24 protein-coding genes are annotated in these 24,396 nt (G+C 72.9%); 9 read left to right on the top strand and 15 right to left on the bottom strand.

Annotated elements, in window-relative coordinates:
• Positions 1-3 precede the first annotated feature (3 nt).
• The 6 genes from queF to G408_RS0110460 all read right to left on the bottom strand — a co-directional run bounded on the left by queF (position 4) and on the right by G408_RS0110460 (position 6,342).
• Complete coding sequence (queF, locus tag G408_RS0110485; RefSeq protein ID WP_028771049.1) at positions 4-831, bottom strand: NADPH-dependent 7-cyano-7-deazaguanine reductase QueF; 828 nt, start codon at positions 829-831, stop codon at positions 4-6.
• Positions 828-2,168 carry a hypothetical protein gene (locus tag G408_RS0110480; RefSeq protein WP_028771048.1) on the bottom strand — a complete coding sequence of 447 codons (1,341 nt, stop codon included), beginning with the start codon at positions 2,166-2,168 and terminating at the stop codon, positions 828-830. The genes queF and G408_RS0110480 overlap by 4 nt, the downstream gene beginning before the upstream one ends.
• On the bottom strand, positions 2,165-3,256 hold the full coding sequence (gene zapE, locus G408_RS0110475; protein WP_028771047.1) for a cell division protein ZapE: 1,092 nt from the start codon (positions 3,254-3,256) through the stop codon (positions 2,165-2,167). The genes G408_RS0110480 and zapE overlap by 4 nt, the downstream gene beginning before the upstream one ends.
• Before the next feature lie 7 nt (positions 3,257-3,263).
• On the bottom strand, positions 3,264-3,938 hold the full coding sequence (locus G408_RS0110470; protein WP_028771046.1) for an alpha/beta hydrolase: 675 nt from the start codon (positions 3,936-3,938) through the stop codon (positions 3,264-3,266).
• Positions 3,939-3,963: 25 nt separating this feature from the next.
• Complete coding sequence (locus G408_RS0110465) at positions 3,964-5,748, bottom strand: ExeM/NucH family extracellular endonuclease (RefSeq protein WP_028771045.1); 1,785 nt, start codon at positions 5,746-5,748, stop codon at positions 3,964-3,966.
• A 75-nt stretch (positions 5,749-5,823) separates the two neighbouring features.
• Positions 5,824-6,342, bottom strand: a complete 519-nt coding sequence (locus G408_RS0110460) for a c-type cytochrome (RefSeq protein WP_028771044.1) — start codon at positions 6,340-6,342, stop codon at positions 5,824-5,826.
• A 101-nt stretch (positions 6,343-6,443) separates the two neighbouring features.
• Here G408_RS0110460 and G408_RS14330 point away from each other — a divergent pair, with 101 nt between their 5' ends.
• The 6 genes from G408_RS14330 to G408_RS0110430 all read left to right on the top strand — a co-directional run bounded on the left by G408_RS14330 (position 6,444) and on the right by G408_RS0110430 (position 14,716).
• Positions 6,444-7,748, top strand: coding sequence for a hypothetical protein (locus G408_RS14330; RefSeq protein WP_037412934.1), 1,305 nt, complete (start codon positions 6,444-6,446; stop codon positions 7,746-7,748).
• 153 nt (positions 7,749-7,901) lie between these two features.
• A complete protein-coding gene (locus G408_RS0110450) occupies positions 7,902-8,492 on the top strand; it encodes a TetR/AcrR family transcriptional regulator (protein ID WP_028771043.1) in 591 nt (196 codons plus the stop codon).
• Positions 8,493-8,540: 48 nt separating this feature from the next.
• A complete protein-coding gene (locus G408_RS14325; RefSeq protein ID WP_084628216.1) occupies positions 8,541-9,788 on the top strand; it encodes an efflux RND transporter periplasmic adaptor subunit in 1,248 nt (415 codons plus the stop codon).
• Positions 9,789-9,791: 3 nt separating this feature from the next.
• Positions 9,792-13,052: an efflux RND transporter permease subunit gene (locus tag G408_RS0110440; protein WP_028771042.1), complete on the top strand. Its 3,261-nt coding sequence runs from the start codon at positions 9,792-9,794 to the stop codon at positions 13,050-13,052.
• Positions 13,045-14,457, top strand: coding sequence for an efflux transporter outer membrane subunit (locus G408_RS0110435; RefSeq protein WP_028771041.1), 1,413 nt, complete (start codon positions 13,045-13,047; stop codon positions 14,455-14,457). Before G408_RS0110440 ends, G408_RS0110435 begins: the two co-directional genes overlap by 8 nt.
• 16 nt (positions 14,458-14,473) lie before the next feature.
• The gene (locus G408_RS0110430; protein ID WP_028771040.1) at positions 14,474-14,716 is read left to right on the top strand and encodes a GlsB/YeaQ/YmgE family stress response membrane protein; all 243 of its coding nucleotides are present in this window, start codon (positions 14,474-14,476) and stop codon (positions 14,714-14,716) included.
• Here G408_RS0110430 and G408_RS0110425 read toward each other — a convergent pair whose 3' ends face one another.
• Positions 14,717-15,958, bottom strand: a complete 1,242-nt coding sequence (locus G408_RS0110425) for an MgtC/SapB family protein (RefSeq protein ID WP_037412933.1) — start codon at positions 15,956-15,958, stop codon at positions 14,717-14,719.
• Between the two features lie 77 nt (positions 15,959-16,035).
• On the opposite strand from G408_RS0110425, the gene G408_RS0110420 reads away from it, so the two are divergent.
• The 3 genes from G408_RS0110420 to G408_RS0110410 all read left to right on the top strand — a co-directional run bounded on the left by G408_RS0110420 (position 16,036) and on the right by G408_RS0110410 (position 18,063).
• Positions 16,036-17,040: a class 1 fructose-bisphosphatase gene (locus G408_RS0110420; RefSeq protein WP_028771038.1), complete on the top strand. Its 1,005-nt coding sequence runs from the start codon at positions 16,036-16,038 to the stop codon at positions 17,038-17,040.
• A 27-nt stretch (positions 17,041-17,067) separates the two neighbouring features.
• Positions 17,068-17,766 carry a 2OG-Fe(II) oxygenase gene (locus tag G408_RS0110415; RefSeq protein WP_245584300.1) on the top strand — a complete coding sequence of 233 codons (699 nt, stop codon included), beginning with the start codon at positions 17,068-17,070 and terminating at the stop codon, positions 17,764-17,766.
• Between the two features lie 75 nt (positions 17,767-17,841).
• On the top strand, positions 17,842-18,063 hold the full coding sequence (locus G408_RS0110410) for a hypothetical protein (protein ID WP_028771036.1): 222 nt from the start codon (positions 17,842-17,844) through the stop codon (positions 18,061-18,063).
• A gap of 21 nt (positions 18,064-18,084) precedes the next feature.
• Here the strand turns inward: G408_RS0110410 and G408_RS0110405 are convergent, their stop codons facing one another.
• The 8 genes from G408_RS0110405 to G408_RS14315 form a co-directional block, all read right to left on the bottom strand.
• The gene (locus G408_RS0110405; protein WP_028771035.1) at positions 18,085-19,581 is read right to left on the bottom strand and encodes a sigma-54 dependent transcriptional regulator; all 1,497 of its coding nucleotides are present in this window, start codon (positions 19,579-19,581) and stop codon (positions 18,085-18,087) included.
• Entirely contained in the window at positions 19,578-19,964 is a 387-nt protein-coding gene (locus tag G408_RS0110400) for a response regulator (RefSeq protein WP_028771034.1), read from the bottom strand. The genes G408_RS0110405 and G408_RS0110400 overlap by 4 nt, the downstream gene beginning before the upstream one ends.
• A 28-nt stretch (positions 19,965-19,992) precedes the next feature.
• Positions 19,993-21,396 carry an RNA polymerase factor sigma-54 gene (gene rpoN / locus G408_RS0110395; protein WP_028771033.1) on the bottom strand — a complete coding sequence of 468 codons (1,404 nt, stop codon included), beginning with the start codon at positions 21,394-21,396 and terminating at the stop codon, positions 19,993-19,995.
• Positions 21,397-21,471: 75 nt separating this feature from the next.
• On the bottom strand, positions 21,472-21,999 hold the full coding sequence (locus G408_RS14320) for a PilZ domain-containing protein (RefSeq protein ID WP_084628210.1): 528 nt from the start codon (positions 21,997-21,999) through the stop codon (positions 21,472-21,474).
• Positions 21,986-22,258, bottom strand: coding sequence for a hypothetical protein (locus G408_RS0110385; RefSeq protein WP_028771032.1), 273 nt, complete (start codon positions 22,256-22,258; stop codon positions 21,986-21,988). The genes G408_RS14320 and G408_RS0110385 overlap by 14 nt, the downstream gene beginning before the upstream one ends.
• Positions 22,259-22,287: 29 nt before the next feature.
• Entirely contained in the window at positions 22,288-22,671 is a 384-nt protein-coding gene (gene fliS / locus G408_RS0110380; protein ID WP_245584299.1) for a flagellar export chaperone FliS, read from the bottom strand.
• Positions 22,671-24,002 carry a flagellar filament capping protein FliD gene (fliD, locus tag G408_RS0110375; RefSeq protein WP_028771030.1) on the bottom strand — a complete coding sequence of 444 codons (1,332 nt, stop codon included), beginning with the start codon at positions 24,000-24,002 and terminating at the stop codon, positions 22,671-22,673. The genes fliS and fliD overlap by 1 nt, the downstream gene beginning before the upstream one ends.
• Before the next feature lie 91 nt (positions 24,003-24,093).
• Positions 24,094-24,396 (bottom strand): flagellin (locus G408_RS14315; RefSeq protein ID WP_037412932.1); only part of this gene is annotated, 303 nt, incomplete at its 5' end.

Here is a 24,396-nt window from a genome sequence, read left to right as displayed (position 1 = left end):
GGGCTACTGCCGCGACAGCCGCAGATTGTCCGGCATCGCCGCGCCGGGCAAGGCCCGGAAGGGGTTGATGTCGAGCCCGCCACGGCGGGTGAAGCGGGCATACACCGCCAGCTTCGCCGGGGCGCAGCGGGCGAGCAGGTCGAGGAAGATCCGCTCCACGCAGGCCTCATGAAAATCGCTGTGGGTGCGGAAGCTCACCAGGTAGCGCAGGAGGCCGGCGCGGTCGAGGCGCGGGCCGGCATAGGCGATCTGCAGGCTGGCCCAGTCCGGCTGGCCGGTGACCGGGCAGTTGGAGCGGAACAGGTGCGAGACCAGGGTCTCCTCCCCCCACTCGGCGGCATCGGCCACCAGCAGGCCGGGGTCGGGCGGGCCGTAGTGCTCGATGGCGATGGGCAGGCTGTCGATCAGTTCGCCGGGCAGCACGCTCACCGGAAAGGCCTGCGGCGAGGTGGGGGCGATCAGGCTCACCGAAACCGGCGCGCCCGCCGCCGCCGAGAGATCGGCCACCAGGGTGGCACGCAGGGCCTCGGCATTGGCGAGGCGCTCCTGGGCAAAGGCATTCAGGTAGAGCTTGAGGCTCTTCGATTCGACGAGGTTCGGCGAGGCGGCCGGCACCCGCAGCTCGGCCAGGGCCACCTGCGGCTTGCCGCGGGAATCCAGCCAGGACAGTTCGTAGGCATTCCAGACATCCACGCCGACGAAGGGCAGGGCCTCGCCGAGACCGAGCCGGGCGCGCGCCTCGCGGCGCGGGATGGGAAAGAGCAGGCCGGGGTCGTAGGCCGTGGGGTAGGCCACGTCCTTGCCGAGCATCGAGGCTTCGGGAGTATTCATCGCCGCGAAGGATAGCGCCCCGCCGCCAGCAGCAGGGCCGAGAGCAGGGCCGCGGCCACCGGCCAGAGCAGGAAACGGAACTCGGCGCTGGGAGCCACCAGCAGCAGGGGCAGGGCCAGCGCCAGCGCCGAGGCGGCGACGGCCAGGGCGGGCCCCTGGCGCCGCCACGCGGCAAGGCCCGCCACCGCGAGCGCCAGCAGCAGGTACCAGCGGCCCTCGAACACCGGCGTGGCGGTGCTGCGCTCCCAGAAGGCCTGCAGACGCCCGGCCCAGGGCGAGGGGTTCGGCTCGATCGCCGGGTTGTCGCGCAGGGGCACGATGCCGGGCATCAGCATCAGCCGCGGGTCGCGCGGGCTGGCGCTGCCGCCCAGCAGGTGGCCGGCAAGCCGCAGGCGGTGGCGCGCCCAGGCCCCGGGTTCGCGCAGCGGCAGGGAAAGCCAGGCCCGCAGCAGGGCAGAGGCCTCGCCCGGTTCCAGCAGCCGCGCCTCGGAATAGCGGGTGAGGCCCGAGGCCAGGGTGCTGGTATTGCTGTCGGCGCGGAAGTGCGGAGCGAAGGCCGCAGGCGTGGCGCCCTCGGCGAGCAGGCTGGGAGGGATGTCGAGGCGCCCGGTCTCGAGGCCCACGGCGACCAGGTCCCAGAGCGCCACATAGGGCCAGGCCGGCACCGCGCGCTGCGGCGTGAGCGCCCCGGGCAGCCAGGCCAAGAGCAGCATGAGCGGCAGCGGCCAGAGCCAGCGCCAGGCCGGCACCGGCCCGCCGGCTGCCGCGGCCGCGGCCCGCCGCTGCTGCACCAGCAGCCAGGCGAGCAGCGGCAACACCCCGGTGAGGGCGTTGAAGCGCAGGGCGGTGGCGAAGGCCAGCATCAGCAGGGCCAGGGCCCGCCAGCCGGCATGCGGCGCACGCTCGCCCCGCAGCAGGGCGCCGCAGGCGAGCAGCAGCGCCCCGAGCAGCCACACGTCCTTCCACACCTGCGGCAGCAGGCCGCCGATGGCCGGCCAGGCCGCAAGGCCCAGCACCACCAGGGCCTGCACCCCGCGCGACCACGGCAGGGCGCTGGCCACCAGGGCCAGCCCGGCGCCGACGAAGGCGAGCTGCAGGGCGAAGAAACCCTGCGGGTCGGGCAACAGCGCGGCACTGCCGCGCCACAGCCAGGTCATGGCCACCGGATGGGTGCTGTGGAACTCGCCATGGCGGGCCATCCACCACTGGTAGGCGGCATCGAAGCTGTAGTGCCCCGGGCTGAACAGCAGGAAGTAGCCGCCCATCGCCAGGGCCGCAGCCAGCCAGGGCAGGGCCGCCCCGGCGCGCGCGTGGCCCGGGCGCGGTGCGGCGTTCATGGGCGGTGCGCCCGCGCGAGGTATTCCTGGCTGCGCATCTCGGTGAGCCGCGAGATGCAGCGGTCGAATTCCACCACCAGCCTGTGGCCGCGGTAGAGCCCGCGCGGCTCGGCCGCCGCGGTGGCGAGCAGGTTCACGTTGCGGTCGTAGAGTTCGTCGACGAGATGGATGAAGCGCCGCGCCGGATCCAGGGCCTCGTCGCGGAACACCGGCACCCGGCTCAGCAGCAGGGTGTGGTGCTCGCGGGCGATCTCGATGTAATCGGCGGCCGAGCGCGGGCCCTCGCACAGGGCCTCGAAGTCGAACCAGGCCACGCCTTCGCCGAGCGCCCGGGCCGGGATCTCCCGGCCATTCACCACCAGCGGCCCTTCCACGCAGTGGCCGAGGCCATTCAGCACCCGGAAGCGCTCGGCCATCGCCGCCTCGCCGGCGGCGTCGATCGGCACATGCCAGGTGGCGGCGGCGGTGAGCTCGCGCAGGCGGAAGTCGGTGTCGCTGGCCAGCCGGTGCACCACGCAGTCGCGCTCGAGCAGCGCGATCGCCGGCAGGAAGCGCGAGCGCTGCAGGCCGTTGGCATACAGGCCCGAGGGCGGGACATTGGAGGTGGTGACGAGGGTGACGCCGCGCTCGAAGAGCTGCTCGAGCAGGCGCGAGAGGATCATCGCATCGGCGATGTCGTTGACGAAGAACTCGTCCAGCACCAAGAGCGGCGAGGCCTTGGCGAACTGCGCCGCCACCACGCTCAGGGTGTCGGCAGTGTCGGAAAGCGCCTTCATCCGCGCATGCACCTCCTGCATGAAGCGGTGGTAGTGCAGGCGCGTGGGCTGCAGCTCGGCACAGGCCTCCAGCAGAAGATCGCAGAGCAGGGTCTTGCCGCGCCCCACCCCGCCCCAGAGGTAGAGCCCGCGCACCCCGGCATGGCCGGCGAGGCGGAAGCCCAGGCGCTTCAGCGGGCCGGCGCGGCGGCGCTCCAGCAGGGCGAGCGCAATGCGGTCGAGCTCGACGAGCGCGGCGAGCTGGCCGGCATCCTGCTGCCAGCGGCCTTCCGCCACGCCATCGAGGTAGCGCTTCGAGGGGCGGCCCGGCATGGGCGGATCAGGCCTGCCGGCGCAGCGGCGGCAGGGGCTTCGCCACGCCGTTGCGGATCGCGCCGCGAAGATCGACGAGGCGGCGGTGGAAGAAGTGCCCGGCCTCCTGCATGCGCACCAGGGTGGGCGGGTTCTCGGCGGCGGCCACCCAGTCGAACACCGCCTGCGGGTCGACCACGTCGTCGGCCTCGCCCTGCACCACCAGCCAGGGGCACGGAGGCGGCGGCACCCCGGTGAAATCGCGGAAGCCCACCGGCGGGGCGATGCAGACCATCTGCTTGACCGGCAACTGGCGCGCGGCGCGCAGCGCCACCCAGGCGCCGAAGGAGAAGCCGCCGAGCCAGAAGGCATCGCCGGGGCAGCGGGCGATGGCCCACTGCGCCACCGCCAGCAGATCGAGGGTCTCGCCGCGGCCGGCGTCGTACTCGCCCTCCGAAGCGCCGACGCCGCGGAAGTTGAAGCGCAGGCTGGCGATGCCGAGCTCGGAAAGCGCACGGGTGATCGTGGTGACCACCTTGTTGTCCATGGTGCCGCCATCCGGCGGGTGCGGGTGGCAGACCACCGCCACCGCGCGGCGGGCATCCTCGGGCCGCGGCAGCTCGCAGTAGGCCTCGATGCGGCCGGCGGGCCCGGCCAGCTCGATCGGGCCGGAGGCGGTGGGGAAGTCGGGCGCGGCGCTCATGCGCGGCGGAGTCTAGCAGCCGCGCTCAGCGGGCCGCCTCGAGATCGAAACCGAGCAGCAGGGGATCGTGGTCGGAGCTGCGCCAGGGCGTGGGCGTTTCCTCGGCGCGGCCGAGGGCGCCGTCGTAGGCGAAGGCCACAGACTCGTCGCTGTTCACCGCCCACTTCGCCTTGCCGCGCAGGGCGGCGTGCAGCGAGGGGCTGAGCAGGGCGTGGTCGAGGCGGCCGGCCTGGCCGTCGAAGACGAAGCTGTGGCTCTCCTCGCCCTGCCACGGATCGATGAAGCCGCGCTCGCGCAGCAGGCGGATCGGGTCCTCCATGCCGTAGGCGTTGAAGTCGCCCACCAGGGCCACGCGGTCGCTGCCGCTCGCCGTGGGGTCGCTGGCGATCCAGTCGGCCAGCACCCGCGCGCTCTCCACGCGCTGGGCATTGAAGCAGGCCTGGCCATCGCCCTGGTTGGCGTCGGCGCCCTGAGCCTCGCCACAGCCGCCCTTGCTCTTGAAGTGCAGGCTGACCACGGTGAACACCGGGCCGCGGCCCTGGCGGAAGCTCTGCGCCAGCGGCGGGCGGCTGCCCTGCTGGAAGGGGCCGTCGAGCTTCAGCGCCGGGCGGCCGACGGCCTGCACGCGGTCGGCGCGGTAGAGGAGGGCCACGGCGATCTGGTCGCTGCCGGGCGCCACCTCCGGGGCCACCACCTGCCAGCGCGCCCCCGGCTGGGCGGCCTCGAGGGCGGCGGCGAACTGGCGTGCCGAACTCTCCGGCCCGAAGCCGTCGTTCTCCATTTCCTGCGCGGCGATGATGTCCGGGTCGAGGCCCTGCACCACCGCCACCAGCTTGGCGCGCTGGCGCTGGTAGTCCTCGGCGCTGGCAGCCCCGCGCGCGGTCGGGAAGCCGCCGCCCATGCCATCGCCATTGAACAGGTTGAGCAGGTTCATCCCGGCGATGCGCAGGCTGCCCGCCACCTGCGGTGCCGCCGGGCGCGGCGCCTGCTCGATGCGCTCCACCTCGGCCTCGGCCTGCACGCGGTAGGCGCCGAAGCGCTGGTCCACCACCCCGGCCACGCCGTGCAGCACGCTGCCGGCGCGCAGCGGCGCGGCAGGCGAGAGCGGCTCCGGCAGCCAGGCGATGGGATCGGGGTTCTGCGCCGCGCGGGCATCGTCGAGGCGGATCATCCGCGCCTGGTTCTCGCCCTGCCGGGCCAGCGCCGGCACGCCCGGGGGCACCACTTCGGTGGGGGTCATCAGCCGGCCGCCGAAAGCGAGGCGCAGCTCGCCGTACTGGGCGAGCGCCTCGTTGCCGGTGACGGTGAGCGGCGCCTCGATGCGCACGCGCATGCCCTCCAGCGCCTCCCAGCGCGGCGGCGGCGCATCGAGCACCACCGGCGCCGGCAGCGGCGCCTCGCCCAGCACCCGCACCTCGGCATCGGCCAGGGTGGTCAGGCTGGCCTCGCCCGGGCCGGCCTCGGCCACGGTGCCGGTGGCGCGGAGGTGCTGGCCCACCCGCAGTTCCGGCTGGCCGGGGGCCGGCAGCAGGAACAGGCCCTCCGCGGTCTCCGGGTCGGCATCGGGCACGAGGCTCTGCACGAACACGCCGCCATTGCCGTCCTCGAAGCGCAGGGTCACCACACCCTCGATGCGCGCCCGCCGGCCCTCGAAGGCGCTGCGCTCGCCGCTACCCTGCACGGCGGCGATGCCCTCGACGTCCACCGCCGGCTCGCGCGGGGCGCAGGCGGCGAGCGAAAGCGCGAGCGCGACGGCGAGCGGCAGCAGGGCGGGCCGGCGACGCGGCAAGGGGGAAACGGGGACGGGCATGGGCGGTACTCCGGCAGGCAGAAACGGCGATGCCGCCCGGAGGCGGCATCGCAAGGGCATCGGGCGGAGCCGAGCTTACTGGTACTTCTTGACCATGTACTCGACGCTGGCGCGGACCTGCTCGTCGGTGAGACGGGCATTGCCGCCGCGCGCCGGCATGATGCCGGACTCGCCCTGGTAGCCTTCGATGGCGTGCTTCATCAGGGTCTCGAGGCCCTTGGCGATGCGCGGCGCCCAGGCCGCGGCGGTGGGCGCCGGGGCGCCGCCGGCGCCGGTGGCATGGCAGGCCGAGCAGAGGTTCTGGTAGATCACCGCGCCATCCAGGGTGCCGCCGTAGGGCGCCCCGCCGGCGGCAGCGGCCTGCGCGGCAGCGGCGGCCGCCGCGGCGGCGGCGGCGGCGCCGGTCTCGCCGGCATACACGGCGCCCAGCGGTCGGATACGCTCGGCCGTGCGCGCCTCGGCGATCGGGTTCGGCTCGATGGGCTTGCGGCTGTTGAGGAACAGCCCGAGCAGGATCAGCACCACCATGACGCCGAACAGCGCTGCGATGACCAGCGAGAAACGCTTCAGGAAGACGAGATCGTGATGTCGCACGGGAATACCTGCACGGGCATGGAAGCCGGATGGACGGCGAAGTATATCGGCGCGCCGCCCGCAGGCGAAGCGCCGCGCCCGCGCGGCCTCCGGGAGGCCGGATGAGGCCGGCCTCGCCGGCAGCCCGGCGTCTGGGGCTTCTCGCCCTGCTGCTGGCCTATCCCCCGCTCTGGCTGCTGCTCGAGGCCCTGTCCACGCCCCTCGCCTTCTGGCCGGTGGTGGCGCGCTTCCTGCTGGTGTGGTGGCTGCCGGTGCGCTGGTGGCCGGCCCTGCTGCTGGCCGATGCCAGCGGCGCCCTGGTGGCCCGGCACCTCTATCACGGCGCTCCCCTGGCCGGCATCGGGCCCTGGGCCCTCGCCTTCCTTCCCATCCTCGGCTACATGGCGGTGGTGGCCCTGGCGCGCTGGTGGACCCGGCTGGCCGAGCCCGATGCCCCGGCCCGGATGGGCCTGCTGCTCGGCGCCTGCCTGCTCTCCAGCCTCCTCGTCTCGCCGGTGCTGGTGCTGAATGCCGGCTCCACCGTGCTCGGCTCGGCGCTGGGGGCCCGCCGCCTGCTCGACTTCGCACTCGGCGACTACTTCGCCCTGATGGTGCTGGTGCCCTTCGCCAGCGCCCTGCGCGCCGGACGCCTTGGCGAGCTGGCGCGCCGCCAGCGCCTGCTCGAGCTGCTGCTCGGCCTGCTGCTGGCAATCGCCCTGCTGCGGCTGGGACAGGCCCAGCCGGCCCTGCTGCCCAGCCTGCAGCTGCTGGCCTTCGTGCCGCTGATGCTGGTGGCCTTCCGCCACGGATGGGTGGGCGCGGCCACTGCACTGGCGGGCCTCGGGCTTGCCATCGCCTATGGCCTCACCGGCCCCGAGGTGGCGGCCGAGCTGCATGCCCGCAGCGCCGTGCTCGGCTCGGCGGCGCTGATGCTGGGCGCCGCCGCCAGCCAGCTCGACAGCCTGCGCGACCAGTGCTGGCAGGTGCAGGACGGCCTCGAGCGGGTGCTGCGGCGGCTGCAGCCACCGGCCATCGACCAGCGGCCACTGGCCGAACTGCTGGCCCACGGCCCGCTCTGGGAGTGGGCGCAGGAAGCGGGGGCCCGCTGGCAGGCCGGGGTGGACCCGGCGGCCCAGACCCTGCCGGCACGCTGGAAGGCCCTGCTCTACCGCATCGCCCAGGCCGGCCTGCAGCAGGGGCTGGCCGCCGGCGGGCGGGATTTCCGGCTGCGGCTGGAAACGCGGCCGCTGGCGGGCCGCTATGCCGTGGAACTGGCGCTCGACATCGAGGCCCCGGCCGGCCCCGCGGCGAATGGCCCGATCGAGGCCATCCGCGACCGGGTGACGGCCGCCGGCGGGCAGTACACCGCCCGCCGCGAGGACGGCTGCTGGCGGCACCGGGCCCGCTTCGAGATCCAGTCGCTCTGAAAGGTCCCCGGCGGGCCGCCCCCGGCCCGCGCCTCGTTCCCTGCGCCTACGCCCGCCACGCAGGCCATCCGCGATCCAGCGCAACACTGCGTTCCGTATTTGCCGGCAATCCGCCCTGTTTCTATACAGGACATCCTGTATAGTTCCACCCCCATGACCCGCCCTCCCAAAGCCCGGCAGAAGGTGCTCGACGCGGCCCGCCGCATCGTCGAGACGCGCGGCGCCGGCCACCTCACCTTCGAGACCCTGGCCGAGGAAAGCGGGGTCACCCGCGGCGGCATCACCTACCACTTCCCCACCAAGGAAGCCCTGCTCAAGGCCCTGATCGAAGCCGACGTGGCGCAGTGGGACGACACCGCCAGCACGCTGGCGGCCGACTGCGATCTTGCCTGCCCGAAGCTGGCGCGCCTGCTGGGACACATGCGCTGCTCGCTGGCCGATGGCGACGAGAACCAGCGCCGCTACGTGAGCGGCCTGCTCAGCGCCGCCATGACCGAGCCCGAACTGCTGCAGCCGCTGCGCGAGCACGTGCGCGAGGAGTTCGCCGACTGGCGCTGGGACGAGGCCGATCTCGAACGCTACCTGCTGCTGCTGGCCGCCGACGGCCTGTTCTGGACCCGGCTGTTCGGCATCAGCCCGCTGCCGGAGTCGGCCCGGCCCCGCCTTGCCGCCCTGCTCGAACGCCGGCTGCGCGCCCTCGACCCCGCCGCCGGCCCCGCCCCGCCCGCCACGGCGGGCGACTGAAGCCCGGCTCTCCCCTCATTCCCATCCCGCCTTCCCCGCCACCCGCCCATGCGCTCCCTCAGCCCTCGCGGCCGCCGCGCCGCCCCCGCCCTGCTCGCCTCCGGCCTCGCCCTGCTGCTCGCCGCCTGCGGCGGCGGCGGCGAGATGCCGATGCCCCCGGCCACGGTGAACGTGGCCACCGTCACCCCCCAGCCGATCGCCGAATGGGACGAGTTCACCGGCCGCATCGAGGCCGTGGAGAGCGTCGAGGTGCGGCCGCGGGTGGCCGGCTACCTCACCGGCGTGCACTTCGAGGAGGGCGGCCTCGTCCGCAAGGGCGAGCTGCTGTTCACCATCGACGACCGCGAGTACCGCGCCGCCGTCTCCAGCGCCCGCGCCGACCTCGCCCGCGCCGAGGCCCGCCGCGCCCTCGCCGAGACTGAGCTGAAGCGCAGCGAGGCGCTGGCGGCCGCCAAGGCGGTGAGTACCGGCGAACTGGAGGCGCGCCGCAACGAGCGCCAGCAGGCCGAGGCCGACGTGCTGGCGGCCCGCGCCCGGCTCGAGCAGGCCGAACTCAACCTCGGCTTCACCCGCGTCACCGCCCCGATCGCCGGCCGCGTCGGCGCCGCCCGGCTGCGGGTGGGCAACCTGGTGGGCGCGGGCGAGCCGGTGCTCACCACCGTGGTCTCGCTCGACCCGGTGTACGTGAGCTTCCGCGGCGACGAGCGCGCCTACCTGCGCTACCAGGCCATGGCCCGGGCCGGCAGCCGGCCCAGCTCGCGCGAGGCCGAGAACCCGGTGCGCGTGGGCCTCGCCAACGAGCAGGGCTTCCCGCACACCGGACGCATGGTCTTCGTCGACAACGCGGTCGACCCGGCCACCGGCACCATCTTCGCCCGCGCCGAGCTGCCGAACCCGGAGGGCGTGTTCACCCCGGGCCTGTTCGCCCGCGTGCAGCTGCTCGGCGCCGGCCAGCGCGAGGCCCTGCGGGTGCATCCGCAGGCCGTGCTCACCGACCAGGACCGCCGCTACGTCTACGTGGCCGCCGAGATGCAGCCGCCCGGTGGCGGCGCGCCCTACATCGGCGCGCAGCGCCGGGATGTCCGGCTCGGCCCGACGGTGGACGGCCTCGTGGTGGTGGAGGACGGCCTCGAGGCCGGCGACCGCGTGGTGGTGAACGGCATGAGCCGGATCTTCTTCCCCGGCGCCCCGCTGCAGCCGGTGGAGGTGCCGATGGAGGCCCCCAACACCGTGGTCGAGGCCCCCGGCCCGGCCGATGCCAGGGGCGCCACGGTCAGCAGCGACGACGAGGCCTGAACCATGGCGCACGCCGATCTCTCCCGGGCCTTCATCGACCGCCCGATCCTCGCCGCCGTCCTCTCGATCGTGGTGTTCGTGGCCGGCCTGCTGGCCCTGCCGAACCTGCCGGTCACCGAGTACCCGGAAGTCTCGCCGCCCACCATCCAGGTGACGGCGGTCTACCCCGGCGCCAACCCGAAGACCATCGCCGACACCGTGGCCGCCCCGCTGGAGGAGGCGATCAACGGCGTCGAGAACATGATTTACATGAAGTCGGCCTCGTCCTCCGACGGCACCGTGCAGATCACGGTGACCTTCAAGCTGGGCACCGACATCGACACCGCCGCCATGCAGGTGCAGAACCGGGTGAACCAGGCCCTGCCGCGCCTGCCCGAGGCGGTGCGCCAGCTCGGCGTGACCACGGCGAAGAGCTCGCCGAACATCACCATGGTGGTGCACCTCACCTCGCCGGACGGCCGCTACGACGGCCTGTACCTGTCGAACTTCGCCGCCCTGCAGGTGCGCGACGAGCTGGCCCGCCTCGAGGGCGTGGGCCAGGCGCAGAGCTTCGGCGCCGGCCTCTACGCCATGCGGGTGTGGATCGATCCCGACCGCGCCGCCGCCCGCGGCCTGACCGCGCTCGACATCGTGGGCGCCATCCGCGAACAGAACGTGCAGGTCTCGGCCGGCGCCATCGGCGCCTCGCCGCAGCCCGACGGCGCCTCGGTGCAGCTGCTGGTGAACGCCCGCGGCCGCCTCGAGACCCCGGAGGAGTTCGGCGCCATCGTGCTGAAGTCGGACGGGAACGGCGCGCTCACCCGCCTGCGCGACGTGGCGCGGGTGGAGCTCGGCGCCAGCACCTATGCGCTCAACTCGCTGCTCAACAACGAGGACGCCGCCGCGGTGGTGATCTTCGAGGCCCCGGGCGCCAACTCCATCGCCCTGTCCGACGCGGTGCGGGCGAAGATGGAGGAGCTGGCCAGGACCTTCCCCGAGGGCGTGGCCTGGGAAGTGGCCTACGACCCCACGGTGTTCGTGCGCAAGTCGATCGACTCGGTGGTGTCCACCCTGCTCGAGGCGGTGCTGCTGGTGGTGCTGGTGGTGGTGGTGTTCCTGCAGACCTGGCGCGCCTCGATCATCCCCCTGCTGGCCGTGCCGGTCTCGATCGTCGGCACCTTCGCCGTGCTCTACCTGCTCGGCTACTCGATCAACGTGCTCACCCTGTTCGGCCTGGTGCTGGCCATCGGCATCGTGGTCGACGACGCCATCGTGGTGGTGGAGAACGTCGAGCGCCACATCGAGGAAGGGCTGCCGCCGCGCGAGGCGGCGCACAAGGCCATGAGCGAGGTCTCCGGGCCGATCGTGGCGATCTCGCTGGTGCTGGCGGCGGTGTTCGTGCCGATCGCCTTCATCGACGGCGTGACCGGCCAGTTCTACCGCCAGTTCGCCGTCACCATCGCCGTCTCGGTGCTGATCTCGGCCTTCAACTCGCTCACCCTGAGCCCGGCCATGGCGGCCCTGCTACTGCAGCCGCACGGGGCGAAGAAGGACGCGCTGGCGCGCTTCATCGACCGCGTGTTCGGCCGCTTCTTCGCCTGGTTCAACGGCGTGTTCAGGCGCGGCGGCGAGCGCTACTCGGGCCGCATCGGCGGCACCATCGCCCGCGCCCCGCGCCTGCTCGCCCTGTACGCGGTGCTGCTCGGCCTGACCGTGCTCGGCTTCACCCAGGTGCCGGCCGGCTTCATCCCCACCCAGGACAAGCAGTACCTGTTCGCCGGCGTGCAGCTGCCCGCGGGCGCCTCGCTGGAGCGCACCGAGGCGGCGATGAAGCGCATGGGCGAGATCGCGCTGGCCACCGAAGGCGTGGCCGACGTGGTGCAGTTCCCCGGCCTCAACGCCTTTCATTTCGTCTCCACCCCGAACGTGGGCGTGATGTTCATCGGTCTTGAACCCCAGCAGGAACTGCCCAAGCCCGCCGCCGCCATCGCCAACGAGCTCTCGGCGGCCTTCGGCAGCATCCAGGACGGCCTGGCCTTCGCCTTCATGCCGCCGCCGGTGTTCGGCTACGGCAATGCCGCCGGCGTCGAGGCCTATGTGCAGGACCGCCGCCGCGCCGGCTACGGCGAGCTCGGTGCGCAGACCCAGGCCCTGGCCGCGGCGATCAGCCAGCAGGACGGCTTCGGCCCGGGCAGTGCCTACAGTTCCTTCCAGGCCAACGTGCCGCAGCTCGACGCGGTGGTGGACCGCGACAAGGTGAAGGAAAGCGGCGTACGCCTCACCGACGTGTTCGACACCCTGCAGGTCTACCTCGGCAGCGCCTACGTCAACGACTTCAACCTGTTCGGCCGCACCTACTCGGTGTACGCCCAGGCCGATGCCCCGTTCCGCGACGACATCGGTGACGTGGCGCGGCTGCAGGTGCGCAACGGACAGGGCGAGCTGCTGCCGCTCGGCAGCGTGGTGGAGCTGGTGCCCAGCTTCGGCCCCGACCCGGTGGTGCGCTACAACGGCCACCCGGCCGCCGACCTGCAGGCAGCGCCGCGCAGCAGCTCGGTGAGCGCGGCCCGCGCGGTCGAGATCGCCCGCGACGCGGCGGCGCAGGTGCTGCCGCGCGGCATGGCGCTGGAGTTCACCGGCCTCACCTTCCAGCAGGTGAACCAGGGCATGGCGCAGTTCCTGGTGCTGCCGCTGTGCGTGCTGCTGGTCTACCTGGTGCTGGCGGCCCTGTACGAGAGCTGGAGCCTGCCGCTGGCGGTGATCCTGATCGTGCCGCTGTGCCTGCTCTCGGCGCTGGGCGCGATCTGGCTGCTGAACCAGGTCAACGGCCTGTGGTTCATGGCCCAGATGCTGCTGGGCTGGATCAACCCGATGACCGCGGCCCCGCCCACCATCATCGACATGAACGTGTTCACCCAGATCGGCCTCGTGGTGCTGATGGGGCTGGCCTGCAAGAACGCCATCCTGATCGTGGAGTTCGCCCGTGACCTCGAGGCCCAGGGCCGCGGCATCGTCGAGGCCGCCATCGAGGCCTGCCGCCTGCGCCTGCGGCCGATCCTGATGACCAGCTTCGCCTTCTGCGCCGGCGTGCTGCCGCTGGTCTTCGCCAGCGGCGCCGGCGCCGAGGTGCGCCACGTGATGGGCGTGACGGTGTTCTTCGGCATGCTCGGCGTCACCTTCTTCGGCCTGTTCTTCACCCCGGTGTTCTACGTCGTGATCCGCCGCCTGGTGGAGCGCCGGAATGCCCGCCGCGCCGCCGCCAACGGAGAGACCGCCCATGCCTAAGGCCCTCGCCCTCGCCACCGCCGCCGCGCTGCTCGCCGGCTGCACTGTGGGGCCGCGCCATGTGCGGCCCGAGGTGGCCCTGCCCGAGCGCTTCGACCAGGCGCCCGCCGGGGCCGGGACGGCCGCCGCCGCGCCCCTGCCCGGCACCGCGCTGTGGGAGGCCTTCGACGACCCGGCGCTGTCCTTCCTCGTGGCCCGCACCCTGGAGGCCAACACCGGCATCGCCCAGGCCGAGGCACGGCTGGCCGAGGCCCGCGCCCTCACCGGGCTCGCCACCTTCTCGCTGTTCCCCACCGTCACCGCCGGGGCCACCGGCAGCCGCAGCCGCGCCAGCGGGGCCGATCCCTTCGTGCCCCCCGGCCTCGGCACCATCGAGACCTACCGCGCCGGCTTCGACGCGAGCTGGGAGATCGACCTCTTCGGCGGCCTGCGCAACCCCAGCCGCGCCAGCCGCGCCCGCGCCGAGGCCAGCGCCGCGGAGCTTTCCGGCATGCGTCTGCGCATGGTGGCCGAGACCGCGCAGGCCTATTTCGCCCTGCGTGGCGCGCAGCGGCGCCTGGCGCTGGCGCAGGACAACCTCGCCGCGGCCGACGAGGCGGCGCGCCTGATCGCCCTGCTGTTCGAGCACGGGCGGGTGAACGGCCTCGAGGCGGCGCGCGCCCAAAGCCAGCGCGATGCCCTGGCTGCCGCCCTGCCGCAGCGCGAGGCGGAGCGGGTGGCGCAGGAGCAGCGCCTCGCCGTGCTCACCGCCCTGCCGGTGGAGGCCCTGCGCGCCCGCCTCGGCGAACCGCGCGGCGCCCCGGAGCTGCCGCGGCTCGAGACCGTGGGCACGCCGGAGGACTGGCTGAAGCGCCGGCCCGACATCGCCGCCGCCGAACGCCGGCTCGCCGCCGCCCGCAACGACGTGGGCGAGGCGATGGCGCAGTTCTTCCCGCGCCTCGTCCTGAACGGTGCCTTCGGCTGGACCGGCCAGCAGCTCGGCCTGCTCGGCGAGTCCGGCGCGGAGCGCTGGGAATGGGGCCCCACCCTCACCTGGCGCTTCCTCGACCTCGGCCGCGTGCGGCAGTCGGTGAAGGCCGCCGAGGCCAGGGCCGCCGGCGCCGAGGCGCAGTACCGGGAAACCGTGCTGCAGGCGCTGGAGGAGACCGAGAACGCGCTGGCCGGCTACCGCGCCAGCAACCGCGCCGCCACCGAGCTCGAAAACGCCGCCGCCGCCGCCCGCGAGGCCTCACGGCTCGCCCGCCTGCGCTTCGAGGCCGGGGCCGACGACGCGCTCACCCTGCTGCAGGCCGAGCAGGCCCGCATCGATCTCGAGGATGCCGCGGTGCAGGCCCAGACCGCCCGTGCCACCGCGCTCGCCGCCCTGTATAAAGCCCTGGCCGGGGACTTCGCCCAGGCCCGCTGAAGAAGGAGGCGCACCGATGGAATTCGTCTGGTTCATCCTCGTGGGACTGATTGCCGGCTGGCTGGCCGGCCTGATCGTGCGTGGCGGCGGCTTCGGCCTCGTCGGCGACATCGTGGTCGGCGTGCTGGGCGCCCTGATCGGCGGCTACCTGTTCGGCAAGCTCGGCATCGCCTGGGGCGGCCTGCTCGGCAGCCTCCTCGTGGCCACCCTCGGCGCCGTCCTGCTGATCGTGGTGCTGCGGGTGCTCAAGCGGGCCTGATCAGCCCGGCCAGGGCCAGGCCACGGTCGCCAGCAGGGCGGCCGTCCAGGCGATGGCGAGGCCCAGCGCCACCCGCCCGCCATAGGCCGGGCCGCCGGTGACCCAGGCCACGATGCCGCGGGCGATCACGCTGGCCGCCAGCACGGCGAGCAGGGCGCGCTGGCCCTGCGGCACCTCGAGCAGGCCCTGGGCCACCAGCTGGCCCACCGAGGCCGCGGCGGCATGCACTTCGGCGATGGCGGCGAAGAAGGCGGTGGCGAGCGCCCCGGCCTCGCCGAAGCGGGCGCCCAGCACGGCCGAGAGCAGCAGCACCCCGGCCATGAAGGCGGCGAAATAGAGCGCGTGGCTGAAGCGGAACATGCGCGAGGCCTGGGTGGGGGCCGGCTCCTCGCCGCGGCCGCCACGAAGGCCGAGCGAGCCACCGGCCGCCAGCACCAGGGCGAAGGCCACCAGCATCGGCATCGCGGCCTTCAGCAGGCTGGCCGAGACCGTGGCCAGCACCGGGAACATCAGCAGCAGGGAGGCCAGCGCGGCGAACATGGCGGCGGCCACGCTGGGCCGCAGCAGACCCGGCGCCTCGCGCAGGCGCTGGCCGAAACCGGCGATGGCGGCGGTGGAAGAGACGAAACCGGCGAAGAAGCCGGCCAGGGCCAGGCCGCGCGCCGCCCCCACCACCCGCAGGGCGACATGGCCGAGGGCGCTCACCGCCATCACCAGCACCACGAGGCGCCACAGCTTCTGCGGGTTCAGCGCCCCGCCGGGGCCGATGGCCTCGTTCGGCAGCAGGGGCAGCACCAGCAGGGCGGCGGCCAGCAGCAGCAGGCCATCGCGCATCTCGGCCTCGCTGATCAGCTCGCGGCCGAGCCGGTGCAGGGCCACGCGGGCGCGCAGCAGCATGGCCACCAGCACCGCCAGCGCCGCGGCGAGGCCCGGCGAGCCGAGCGCCAGGGCGCCGAGCAGCACCGTCACCAGCAGGGCCATCTCGCCGGTCTGGCCGGGGTCGGAGGCATCGTTGAGCCGGTAGCTGCCATAGGTGAGCAGGCCCACCGCCGCCAGCAGCACCAGCAGCACCGGCATGCCGAGGCTCCAGGCCACGGCGCCCCCCAGTGCGGCGAGGGTGTGGGTGCGCATGCCGGCCGGGGCATGGCCATGGTGGTCGCGCTGGCGCTCGCGCACCACGCCGATCAGCAGGCCAAGACCCAGGGCGCTCAGGTAACCGGTGATGGTCGCTTCGTCCAGCATGCGGCGATTCTGGCATCCCGCCGCCCGTGCAGGGCGGCCCCGCTAGAATGCGCCCTCCCCGCCCCGGAGCCTGCCCGATGTCCACCCGCACCCCGCTCACCCGCTTCCTGATCGAGGCCGAACGCGCCGGGCAGATCAATGCCGAACTGCGCCTGCTGATCGAAGTGGTGGCGCGGGCCTGCAAGGGCATCAGCTATGCCATCAGTAAGGGCGCGCTCGGCGGCGTGCTCGGCGATGCCGGCGCCTCGAACGTGCAGGGCGAGGCGCAGAAGAAGCTCGACGTGCTCTCCAACGAGATCCTGCTGGAGGCCAATGCCTGGGGCGGCCATCTCGCCGGCATCGCCTCGGAGGAGATGGACGAGCCGCATCCGATCCCCGATGTCTATCCGAAGGGCAACTTCCTGCTGCTGTTCGATCCGCTCGACGGCAGCTCGAACATCGACGTGAACGTGAGTGTCGGCACCATCTTCTCGGTGCTGCGCTGCCCGGACGGCGTGACCGAGCCGAAGACCGCGCACTTCCTGCAGCCGGGCACGGCGCAGGTGGCCGCCGGCTACACCGTCTACGGCCCCAGCACCGTGCTGGTGCTGACCGTGGGCCACGGCACCCATGTGTTCACCCTGGACCGCGAGACCGGCAGCTTCATCCTCACCCAGCGCGGCGTGCGCATCCCCGAGGACACCCAGGAATACGCCATCAATGCCAGCAACGCGCGGCACTGGGACGCCCCGGTGAAGCGCTATGTCGACGACCTCGTCGCCGGCAGGACCGGCCCGCGCGGCAAGGACTTCAACACCCGCTGGATCGCCAGCATGGTGGCCGATGTGCACCGCATCATGAGCCGCGGCGGCATCTTCCTCTATCCCGTGGATGCGAAGTGCCGCGACAAGGGTGGCCGCCTGCGCCTGATGTACGAGGCCAACCCGATGGCCTTCCTCGTCGAGCAGGCCGGCGGCGCGGCCAGCACCGGCCACCAGCGCATGCTCGAGGTGCAGCCTGCCGGCCTGCACCAGCGGGTGCCGGTGGTGCTCGGCTCGAAGAACGAAGTGGCGGTGTTCGAACGCTACATGCGCGAGGGCTGAACCATGGCCGGGGCGGAGAGCGAGGCGATGCCGGACTTCATCGAGGTCTACGAGGGCCTGCTCGACCCGGACTGGTGCGCGGCGGTGTGCCGGCGCTTCGACGCCTCGGCCCATGTCGAGGGGCGGGTGGGCGGCGGGGTGTACCCCGAGCTCAAGAAAAGCCGCGATCTCGACATCAGCAGCCGGCCGGAATGGAGCGATGTCAGCGGCCCTTTGATGGGCGCGGTGCTCAAGGCCCTGCTGGCCTACCTGCGCACTTATCCCTATGCCCTCGTGGCACCGCTGATGCTGGAATTCCGCCCGGCCGATGGCGGCGCCCCGCGCCGGCTCGGCGCCGGGGACCTCGCGGCCATGGACGATGCCGGCCTCGTGGCCCTGGTGCAGCAGCTGCTGCGCCCCGGCAGCATCAACCTGCAGCGCTACACCGCCGGCGAGGGCGGCTACCCCTACTGGCACTGCGAGCTCTACCCGCGCGATGCCAATGCCGAGACCCTGCACCGCACCCTGCTGTGGACGGTCTACCTCAACGAGGACTTCGACGAGGGCGAGACCGAGTTCCTCTACCAGCGCCGCCGCGTGGTGCCGAAGACCGGCAGCGTGCTGATCGCCCCCACCGCCTTCACCCACACCCACCGCGGCAACCGGCCGGTGGGCGGCGACAAGTACATCGCCACCAGCTGGATCCTGTTCAACCGCGCAGAGCAGATCTTCGGCCGGGCGGGCTGAGGCCGGCCGCGGCGCTTGCGATACCGGCCGGGGATGCGCATCCTGCGGCCACCCCCATCGCCCGACGAGGCCCCCATGCTCGCCCTGCGCATCATCGCCGTGCTCCTCATCATCGCCAGCACCTGGGCCCTGGCCGAAGGCGGCTTCAGCTACACCAAGGACAGCAAGGACGTGAAGCTCGGGCCGATCGAGCTGGCGGTGAAGGAGAAGGAGAACGTGGCCGTGCCGAAATGGGCCGCCTTCGCCGGCATCGGCGTGGGCGTGGTGCTACTGGTGCTGCGCAAGCCCAAGGGCTGAAATCCGCCCCGCCGGGCGCCGTCAGGCCTCGCCGGCCTCGCGCTCGATGCCGTACTTGCGCAGCTTCTCGACCAGGGTGGTGCGGCGCAGCCGCAGCAGGGTGGCGGCATGCGCCACCACGCCGCCGGCCCGCTCCAGCGCCTGGCGCAGCAGCTTCTCCTCGATGGCGGCGATGTGTTCCTTGAGATCGAGGCCCTCCTCGGGCAGCTCGTCGAGCGCCGGCAGGGCCGGCGCGCCGAACAGCGCCGCGCGCTCGGCGGCCCGCTCCGCGGCCTCGTCCAGCGCCGGCGGGGCCGCCACGGGCGCCGGGGCCGGCGTCCCTGCCGCAGCCGGCGCCGGGCTGGCGCCCGGCCCCGCCGCGCCGGCCTCCCAGGCCACGCGGTAGCGCTGCGGCAGGTCGGCGGCCCGCACCGTGGCCCCGGGATGCAGCACGGCGAGGCGCTCCACCAGGTTGTGCAGCTCGCGCACGTTGCCGGGCCAGGGATAGGCCGCCAGGGCCGCCAGGGCATCGGCGGCGAAGCGCACCTCGCCACGGCCATCGCTGGCGAGGCGGGAGGCGATCGACTCGACCAGGGCCGGCAGGTCCTCGATGCGCTCGCGCAGGGCCGGCATCTCGATCGGAAAGACGTTGAGCCGGTAGTAGAGATCCTCGCGGAAGCCGCCGCGGGCGATCTGCTCCTCGAGGTTGCGGTGGGTGGCGGCCACCACCCGCACATTGCAGCGGATGGTCTGGGTGCCGCCCACGCGCTCGAAGCAGCGCTCCTGCAGCACGCGCAGCAGTTTCACCTGCATCGGCAGCGGCATGTCGCCGATCTCGTCGAGCAGCAGGGTGCCGCCCTCGGCCATCTCGAAGCGGCCCTTGCGGGCAGTGAGCGCGCCGGTGAAGGCCCCCTTCTCGTGGCCGAACAGCTCGCTCTCCAGGAGCTCGCCCGGCACCGCGCCGCAGTTGAGCGCCACGAAGGGCCCCTTGGAACGCGCCGAGGCGGCATGCAGGGCGCGGGCCGCCACCTCCTTGCCGGTACCGCTCTCGCCGAGGATCAGCACCGTGGTGTCGAAGGGCGCCACCTGCTCGATCATCCGCCGCAGGCGCCGCACGGCCTCGCTGGCGCCTTCCGGCCCGGCCTGGGCGCTGCCGGAACCGTCGCCGCGGATGGCCTGCAGGCTGGCGCGGCGCAGATGGCCCTCGAGCTGCGGGTGGCGCAGTGGCCAGTCGAGCGGCCAGACCTGCTCCGGGTGCACGCCGAGCTCGCCGGCCAGGCCATGCAGGGCCGGCAGCACCAGCAGCGGCGGATGCAGCGGGAAGCGCGAGAGCCAGGCGCCGAAGCGGCGGAAGTCGCCGAGGTCCTCCACCCCGCCGACCACGATCGCCAGCCAGTCGCGCGGCCTGGCACGGGCGAGGTCCAGCTCGTCGACGGCGCCCACCCGCTTCGGCGTGAAATCGAGGAAATCGAGCAGCGCCACCAGGCGCTCGGCGCGGGCGTCGTCCGATTCGACGACGAGGATGCGCGACTCGCTCATGCGCCGCCCCGGGCCTGCCGCGCCCGTTCGTCCAGCAAGGGCAGCAGCTCGGCGATGTAGTTGAGCTTGCTGATGAAGGCATCGGCCCCGGCCCGCCGGGCATGCTCGCGGTGCTCCGCATCGTCGAAGTGCGAGGCCACCACGACGAAGGGCGGCTCGTCCTGGGCCTTGATCAGGCGGGTGGCCTGCAGGCCGCCCATCCCCGGCATGGCGAGGTCGAGCACCACCACGTCCGGCTTCAGGGCATCGGCCAGGGACACGGCCTCGAGGCCGTCGTGGCCACGGCCCACCAGCTCGACGTGGCCGATGCGCCGCAGATGGCGCTCGGCGGCCTTGAGGAAGGCCTCGTGATCGTCGACGAGCAGCAGGCGGACAGGACGCATGGACGGACTCTGGTGGGGCGGAGCCGGCTCAGGCCGCGCGGGCCGCCTGGCCCCGCTGCCGCGCCGGCGGGAGGTTCAGCTGCTCACGATACTTGGCGACGGTGCGCCGGGCCACCTGCACGCCGCGGCGGGCCAGCAGGGCCACCAGCACCTCGTCGGAGAGCGGCGCCTCCGGGCGCTCGGCCCCGATCAGCTTCTTCACCAGGGCCTTCACCGCCACCCCGGCGATGGCACTGCCCTCCAGCTTCACGCCGAAGAAGCGCTTCAGCTCGAACAGGCCGCGCGGGGTCTGCAGGTACTTGCCGCTGGTGATGCGCGAGACGGTGCTCTCGTGCACGCCCACCTCCGCGGCGATGTCCTTGAGGGTGAGCGGCAGCATGGCCTCCTCGCCGCGTTCGAGGAAGGCCTGCTGGCGCGCCACCACGGCGCGCGCCACCTTGAGTAGGGTGTCGTGGCGCTGGGCGATGCCGCGGGCCAGCCAGCGCGCCTCGTTCATCAGGGCCTTCAGGTGCTGCACGCTCGGATGGTCGCCGGCCTCGGCCAGCGCGCTTTCGTACTCGCTCGCCACCCGCACCCGCGGGGCGGCCTGCGGGTTCAGCGCCACCTGCCAGCGGCCGTCGGCCTTCCAGGCCACCACGTCGGGCAGCACGTGCACCGGTTCCTCGGCGAGCAGGGGTTCGCCAGGCCGGGGGTTGAGCGACTGGATCAGCCGCGCCGCGGCGCGCAGGGCCTCCAGCGGGGCATCGTGGCGCTGCGAGAGGGCCGGCCAGTCGCGTTCGGCGAGCAGCCCGAGGCTGCGGTCGATCATGTCGCGGGCCAGCGCCACGCCGGGCTCGCCGGCCGGCAGGTCGTGCAGCTGCGCCATCAGGCATTCGCGCAGGTCGATGGCGGCAAGCCCGGCCGGGCTGCCGTGCAGCAGGCGCTGGCGGATGGCCTCGGCACGGCCCGGACGCAGGGCAAAGGCGGCGCTGATCTCGGCATCCAGGGCCTCGCGATCCCCCACAAGGTAGCCGGAATCGGCCGTGCGCTCGAGCCAGGCGGCGGCGATGGCGAGGTCCTGAGGCTTTAGCTCCATGGCCAGGCCCTCGAGCACCCGCAGGGCCGGGTCATTGCTGAGCGGGGCGGCGATCCGCGCCATGCGGTCCTCGGCCTCGTCGGGATCGAAGCCGCGGCCGGCGCTGGCATGCAGGGGGAACTCGGGCAGCTCGTCGAAGGCTGCCGCCTCCTGCGCGGCACGGTCCTGCGGCGCGGGCTCCGGCGCCCCTGCCGCAGGCTCGTCTTCCTCGCGCTCCAGCATCGGGTTCTGGGCCAGGGCCTCGGCCAGTTCCTGCTCCAGCTCCAGCCCGGTCAGTCCGAGCAGGCGGATCGACTGCAGCACCTGGGCATTGAGGGTCTGCGACTGGGTCTGGGTGGCGGCGAGGCGGGTCTTCATGGCGGCACGTCCTTTCGGGGTGCCGAAGCGGGATGCAAGAGCCGTGCCAGCCTGGGGCGACGGAAGGCCGGCGTCTCAGGACTCCCGCCCCGAGGCCCGGGACCGCCGGTGCAGCCGGAAGACCTGTCGCTCGAGGGCCTCCGAAAGGCCCGGCGCCAGGCCCCGAAAAGCCCAGCAGCCTCCCCCGGCCTCCGGTCCGAGGAACCGGACTGGCAGATGCACTACCAGCGGCAGCACCTCCGAGGGCTGCCAGTGCAGAGCCGCGGCCTCCGCCATGGCGGGAATCCCCTCGATCCAGAGCCCCGAAACCCCGATCCGGGCCCGACGACGCTGGCCGGGACCCGAGGGCAGAACGGCGCGCGTGAGCAGCAGGAGGGCGAGATCGAGCTTGGCCTCCAGGCGGCGCAGGGCCGGATCGGCCGCCAGACCCATGGCATCCGGCTTCAGATCCTCGACCATGGCGATGGCCCTCAGGGCCTGCTCGGCAAACTCCAGTGCCGCCGGATCCGGCGGCTCGGGGCTCAGAGCCAGACGCCATTCGCCATCGGCATGAACATGCCCTTCGAACAGCGCCAGCACGGCCCCCTGCTCAGCCATCGACATTGCCGAGGTAGGCGCGGGCGGCCTGCCCGCTCTTTCGCGCCACACTGGATTCGAGCTCCACCCGCCGCTGCACTTCCATCAACCGGCCCAGCAGGGTGGTCTGGGAATGATGGAGCACTTCGGCCTCCGAACGGGAGAGCCCCGCCGGAACCCGGGACAGCGCCGAGCGAAGCAGGGCGTCGTAACGGCGCAGACACTCGCCCGCCGAGGCAAGATCGAGACGGCCAATGGCCTCCTCCGCAGCCCGGAGCAGGGCCATCGCCGAAGCGAATGCCCCCGTCTCCGCACTCAGGCCGGGCGGATCGCCTTCCATGCCGAATGGATCTCGTCGAGCAGGGAGGCCACCTCGGCAAACCCGGCGGCATCGTCCGCGGCATTGGCGGCGGCAACCCGCCGCGAGGCGTAGTCATAGAGGGCCGCAAGCCGCTCGGCGATCTCGCCGCCCTGCTGGAAATCGAGGCAGCCAGAGAGCGAATCGATGATCGCACCGGCCTCCGCCGCCGCCTTTGCCTTGCGTGCGAGATCGCCGGTGGCGATTCCCCCCTCGGCGGCCCGAAGGCGCTGAATGGCGCCTTCGAACATGAGCTCGATGAGGCGGTGCGGGTCGGCCTCGTGGACTTTGGTCTCGACGGCCGTCGAGCGGTAGGTGGCAGCAGGATTTCGGGTATTCATCATCGTGAGGACGCACCGGGCAGGCGGGCCAGCTCCTGCGCGAGAAAGGTGGAGGTGGACTGCAGCTGCGCGACCAGGCCATCGAGCGCGGTGAACTGCCGGCGATAGCCCTCCTCGATCCGCTGGATGCGCACGTCCAGGCGGTCGCGGTCGGCCTGCAGGGCCTTGAGCCGGTCGTTCAGGGCCCTGGTCCGGCCCTCGAGGAGCCCGGCGCCCGGCGCCACCGCTCCCCCGAGGCGCTCCGCAAGGCGCGCCCCCAGGGACTGCGGCGCGGTCTTGTCGAACAGGCGACGGACCGCAGAGGGATCGGCGGCAAGCGCCTCATCGAACTTGGCTGCGTCCAGACTCAGGCTGCCGTCCTTGCTGCTGCGAATGCCAAGCGCACCGAGTTCTGCCGCGGCATCACCGAGAGCACCACGCAACGACTGCTGGATGCCGCGGATGGCGGCATCCCCGGCGAGGGGAGCGGCTACCCGGGTCTCGGGATTGAAGGCGCTGACATTGCGCAGCACCGAAAGGGCCGCGTTGTAGGCACCGATGAAGGCCTGCACCGAGCTGCGCAGCGCCGTCGAATCCGCAGTGACATCAAGGAAGAAGGGTGAACCAGGCTCGGCCTTGGTCAGTTCCAGCGTCACCCCGGAAATGAGGTCGGAGAGCTGATTGGACGAGGAAGTGCGGGTCACGCCATCGACACGCACCACCGCATCCGCCGCTGCCGTGGTAACGGAAAAAGACGAGGCGAAGCTGGCGATGCTTCCACTTGCCGCCACGCTGATGCCACCGGCACTGCCGGAGACTGCCGAATTGAGGACCAGCACGTCACCGGCATCACCACGCACCACGGTGGCGGAAAGCCCGCGACCTGCGGTGGCCGTGTTGATGGCATCGCGGAGCTGGGCGATGGTGGTGGTGGGACCAAGCACCACCTCGTAGGAATCGCCATCGACGGTGAAGGTGAGCGTTCCCGTGCCGAGATCGGCCGTCGCGGAAACAGCGGCACTCTGTTGCTTTTGCGCCGCCGCGAGGGAGACGACTTCGACGGCGTAACGGCCGAGGGCTGCCGAGGCACTGGCGCTGGCGGTGAAGCCCGCGCCCTGCTGCACGACCGCGCGGCGCCCGGCGCCACCCGCCCCGGCGAGGGCATCCGCGGCGCCCTGGAGGGTCGAGAGTACGCTCCGCACCTGGGTGAAGGCCGACAGATCGGCCCGGGCGTCGGCTTCCTGGCGGGCGATCCGGCGCTCCGAGGGGGCGCGCTCGGCGGCCACCAGCTGGGCCACCAACTGGCTCACGTTCAGGCCTGAGCCAATGCCGGGACTGGAAAGGGATGCCATGGAAAACCTCCTCCGTCGGCAGGAATAACGGCAGCAGCCGGCGGATCTGAAGGTACGCCGCGCCGGCTGCCGCCGCCAGTGCCGCCTGCGTTCAGCCGCGGAGGAGGGTGAGCACGTTCTGCGGGATCTGGTTGGCCTGGGCCAGCATGGCCGTACCCGCCTGCTGCAGGATCTGCGTGCGGGTCAGCTCGGCCGTCTCACGGGCATAGTCGGCGTCGCGGATGCGGCTGCGCGAGGCCGAAAGGTTCTCCGAGCTCGTGGTCAGGTTGGAGATCACCGACTGGAAGCGGTTCTGGATCGCGCCCATCTCGGCCCGCGCCGAGTTCACGCTGGTGAGGGCGAGATCGACGATCGAGATCGCCCGCTGCGCCCCCAGGAAGGTGGAGATGTTCAC

The organism is Silanimonas lenta DSM 16282 (genome assembly GCF_000429065.1).
Lineage (GTDB): Bacteria > Pseudomonadota > Gammaproteobacteria > Xanthomonadales > Xanthomonadaceae > Silanimonas > Silanimonas lenta.
Note: the sequence above shows the minus strand (reverse complement) of the source record. Positions and strands in the feature narration are given on the sequence as shown.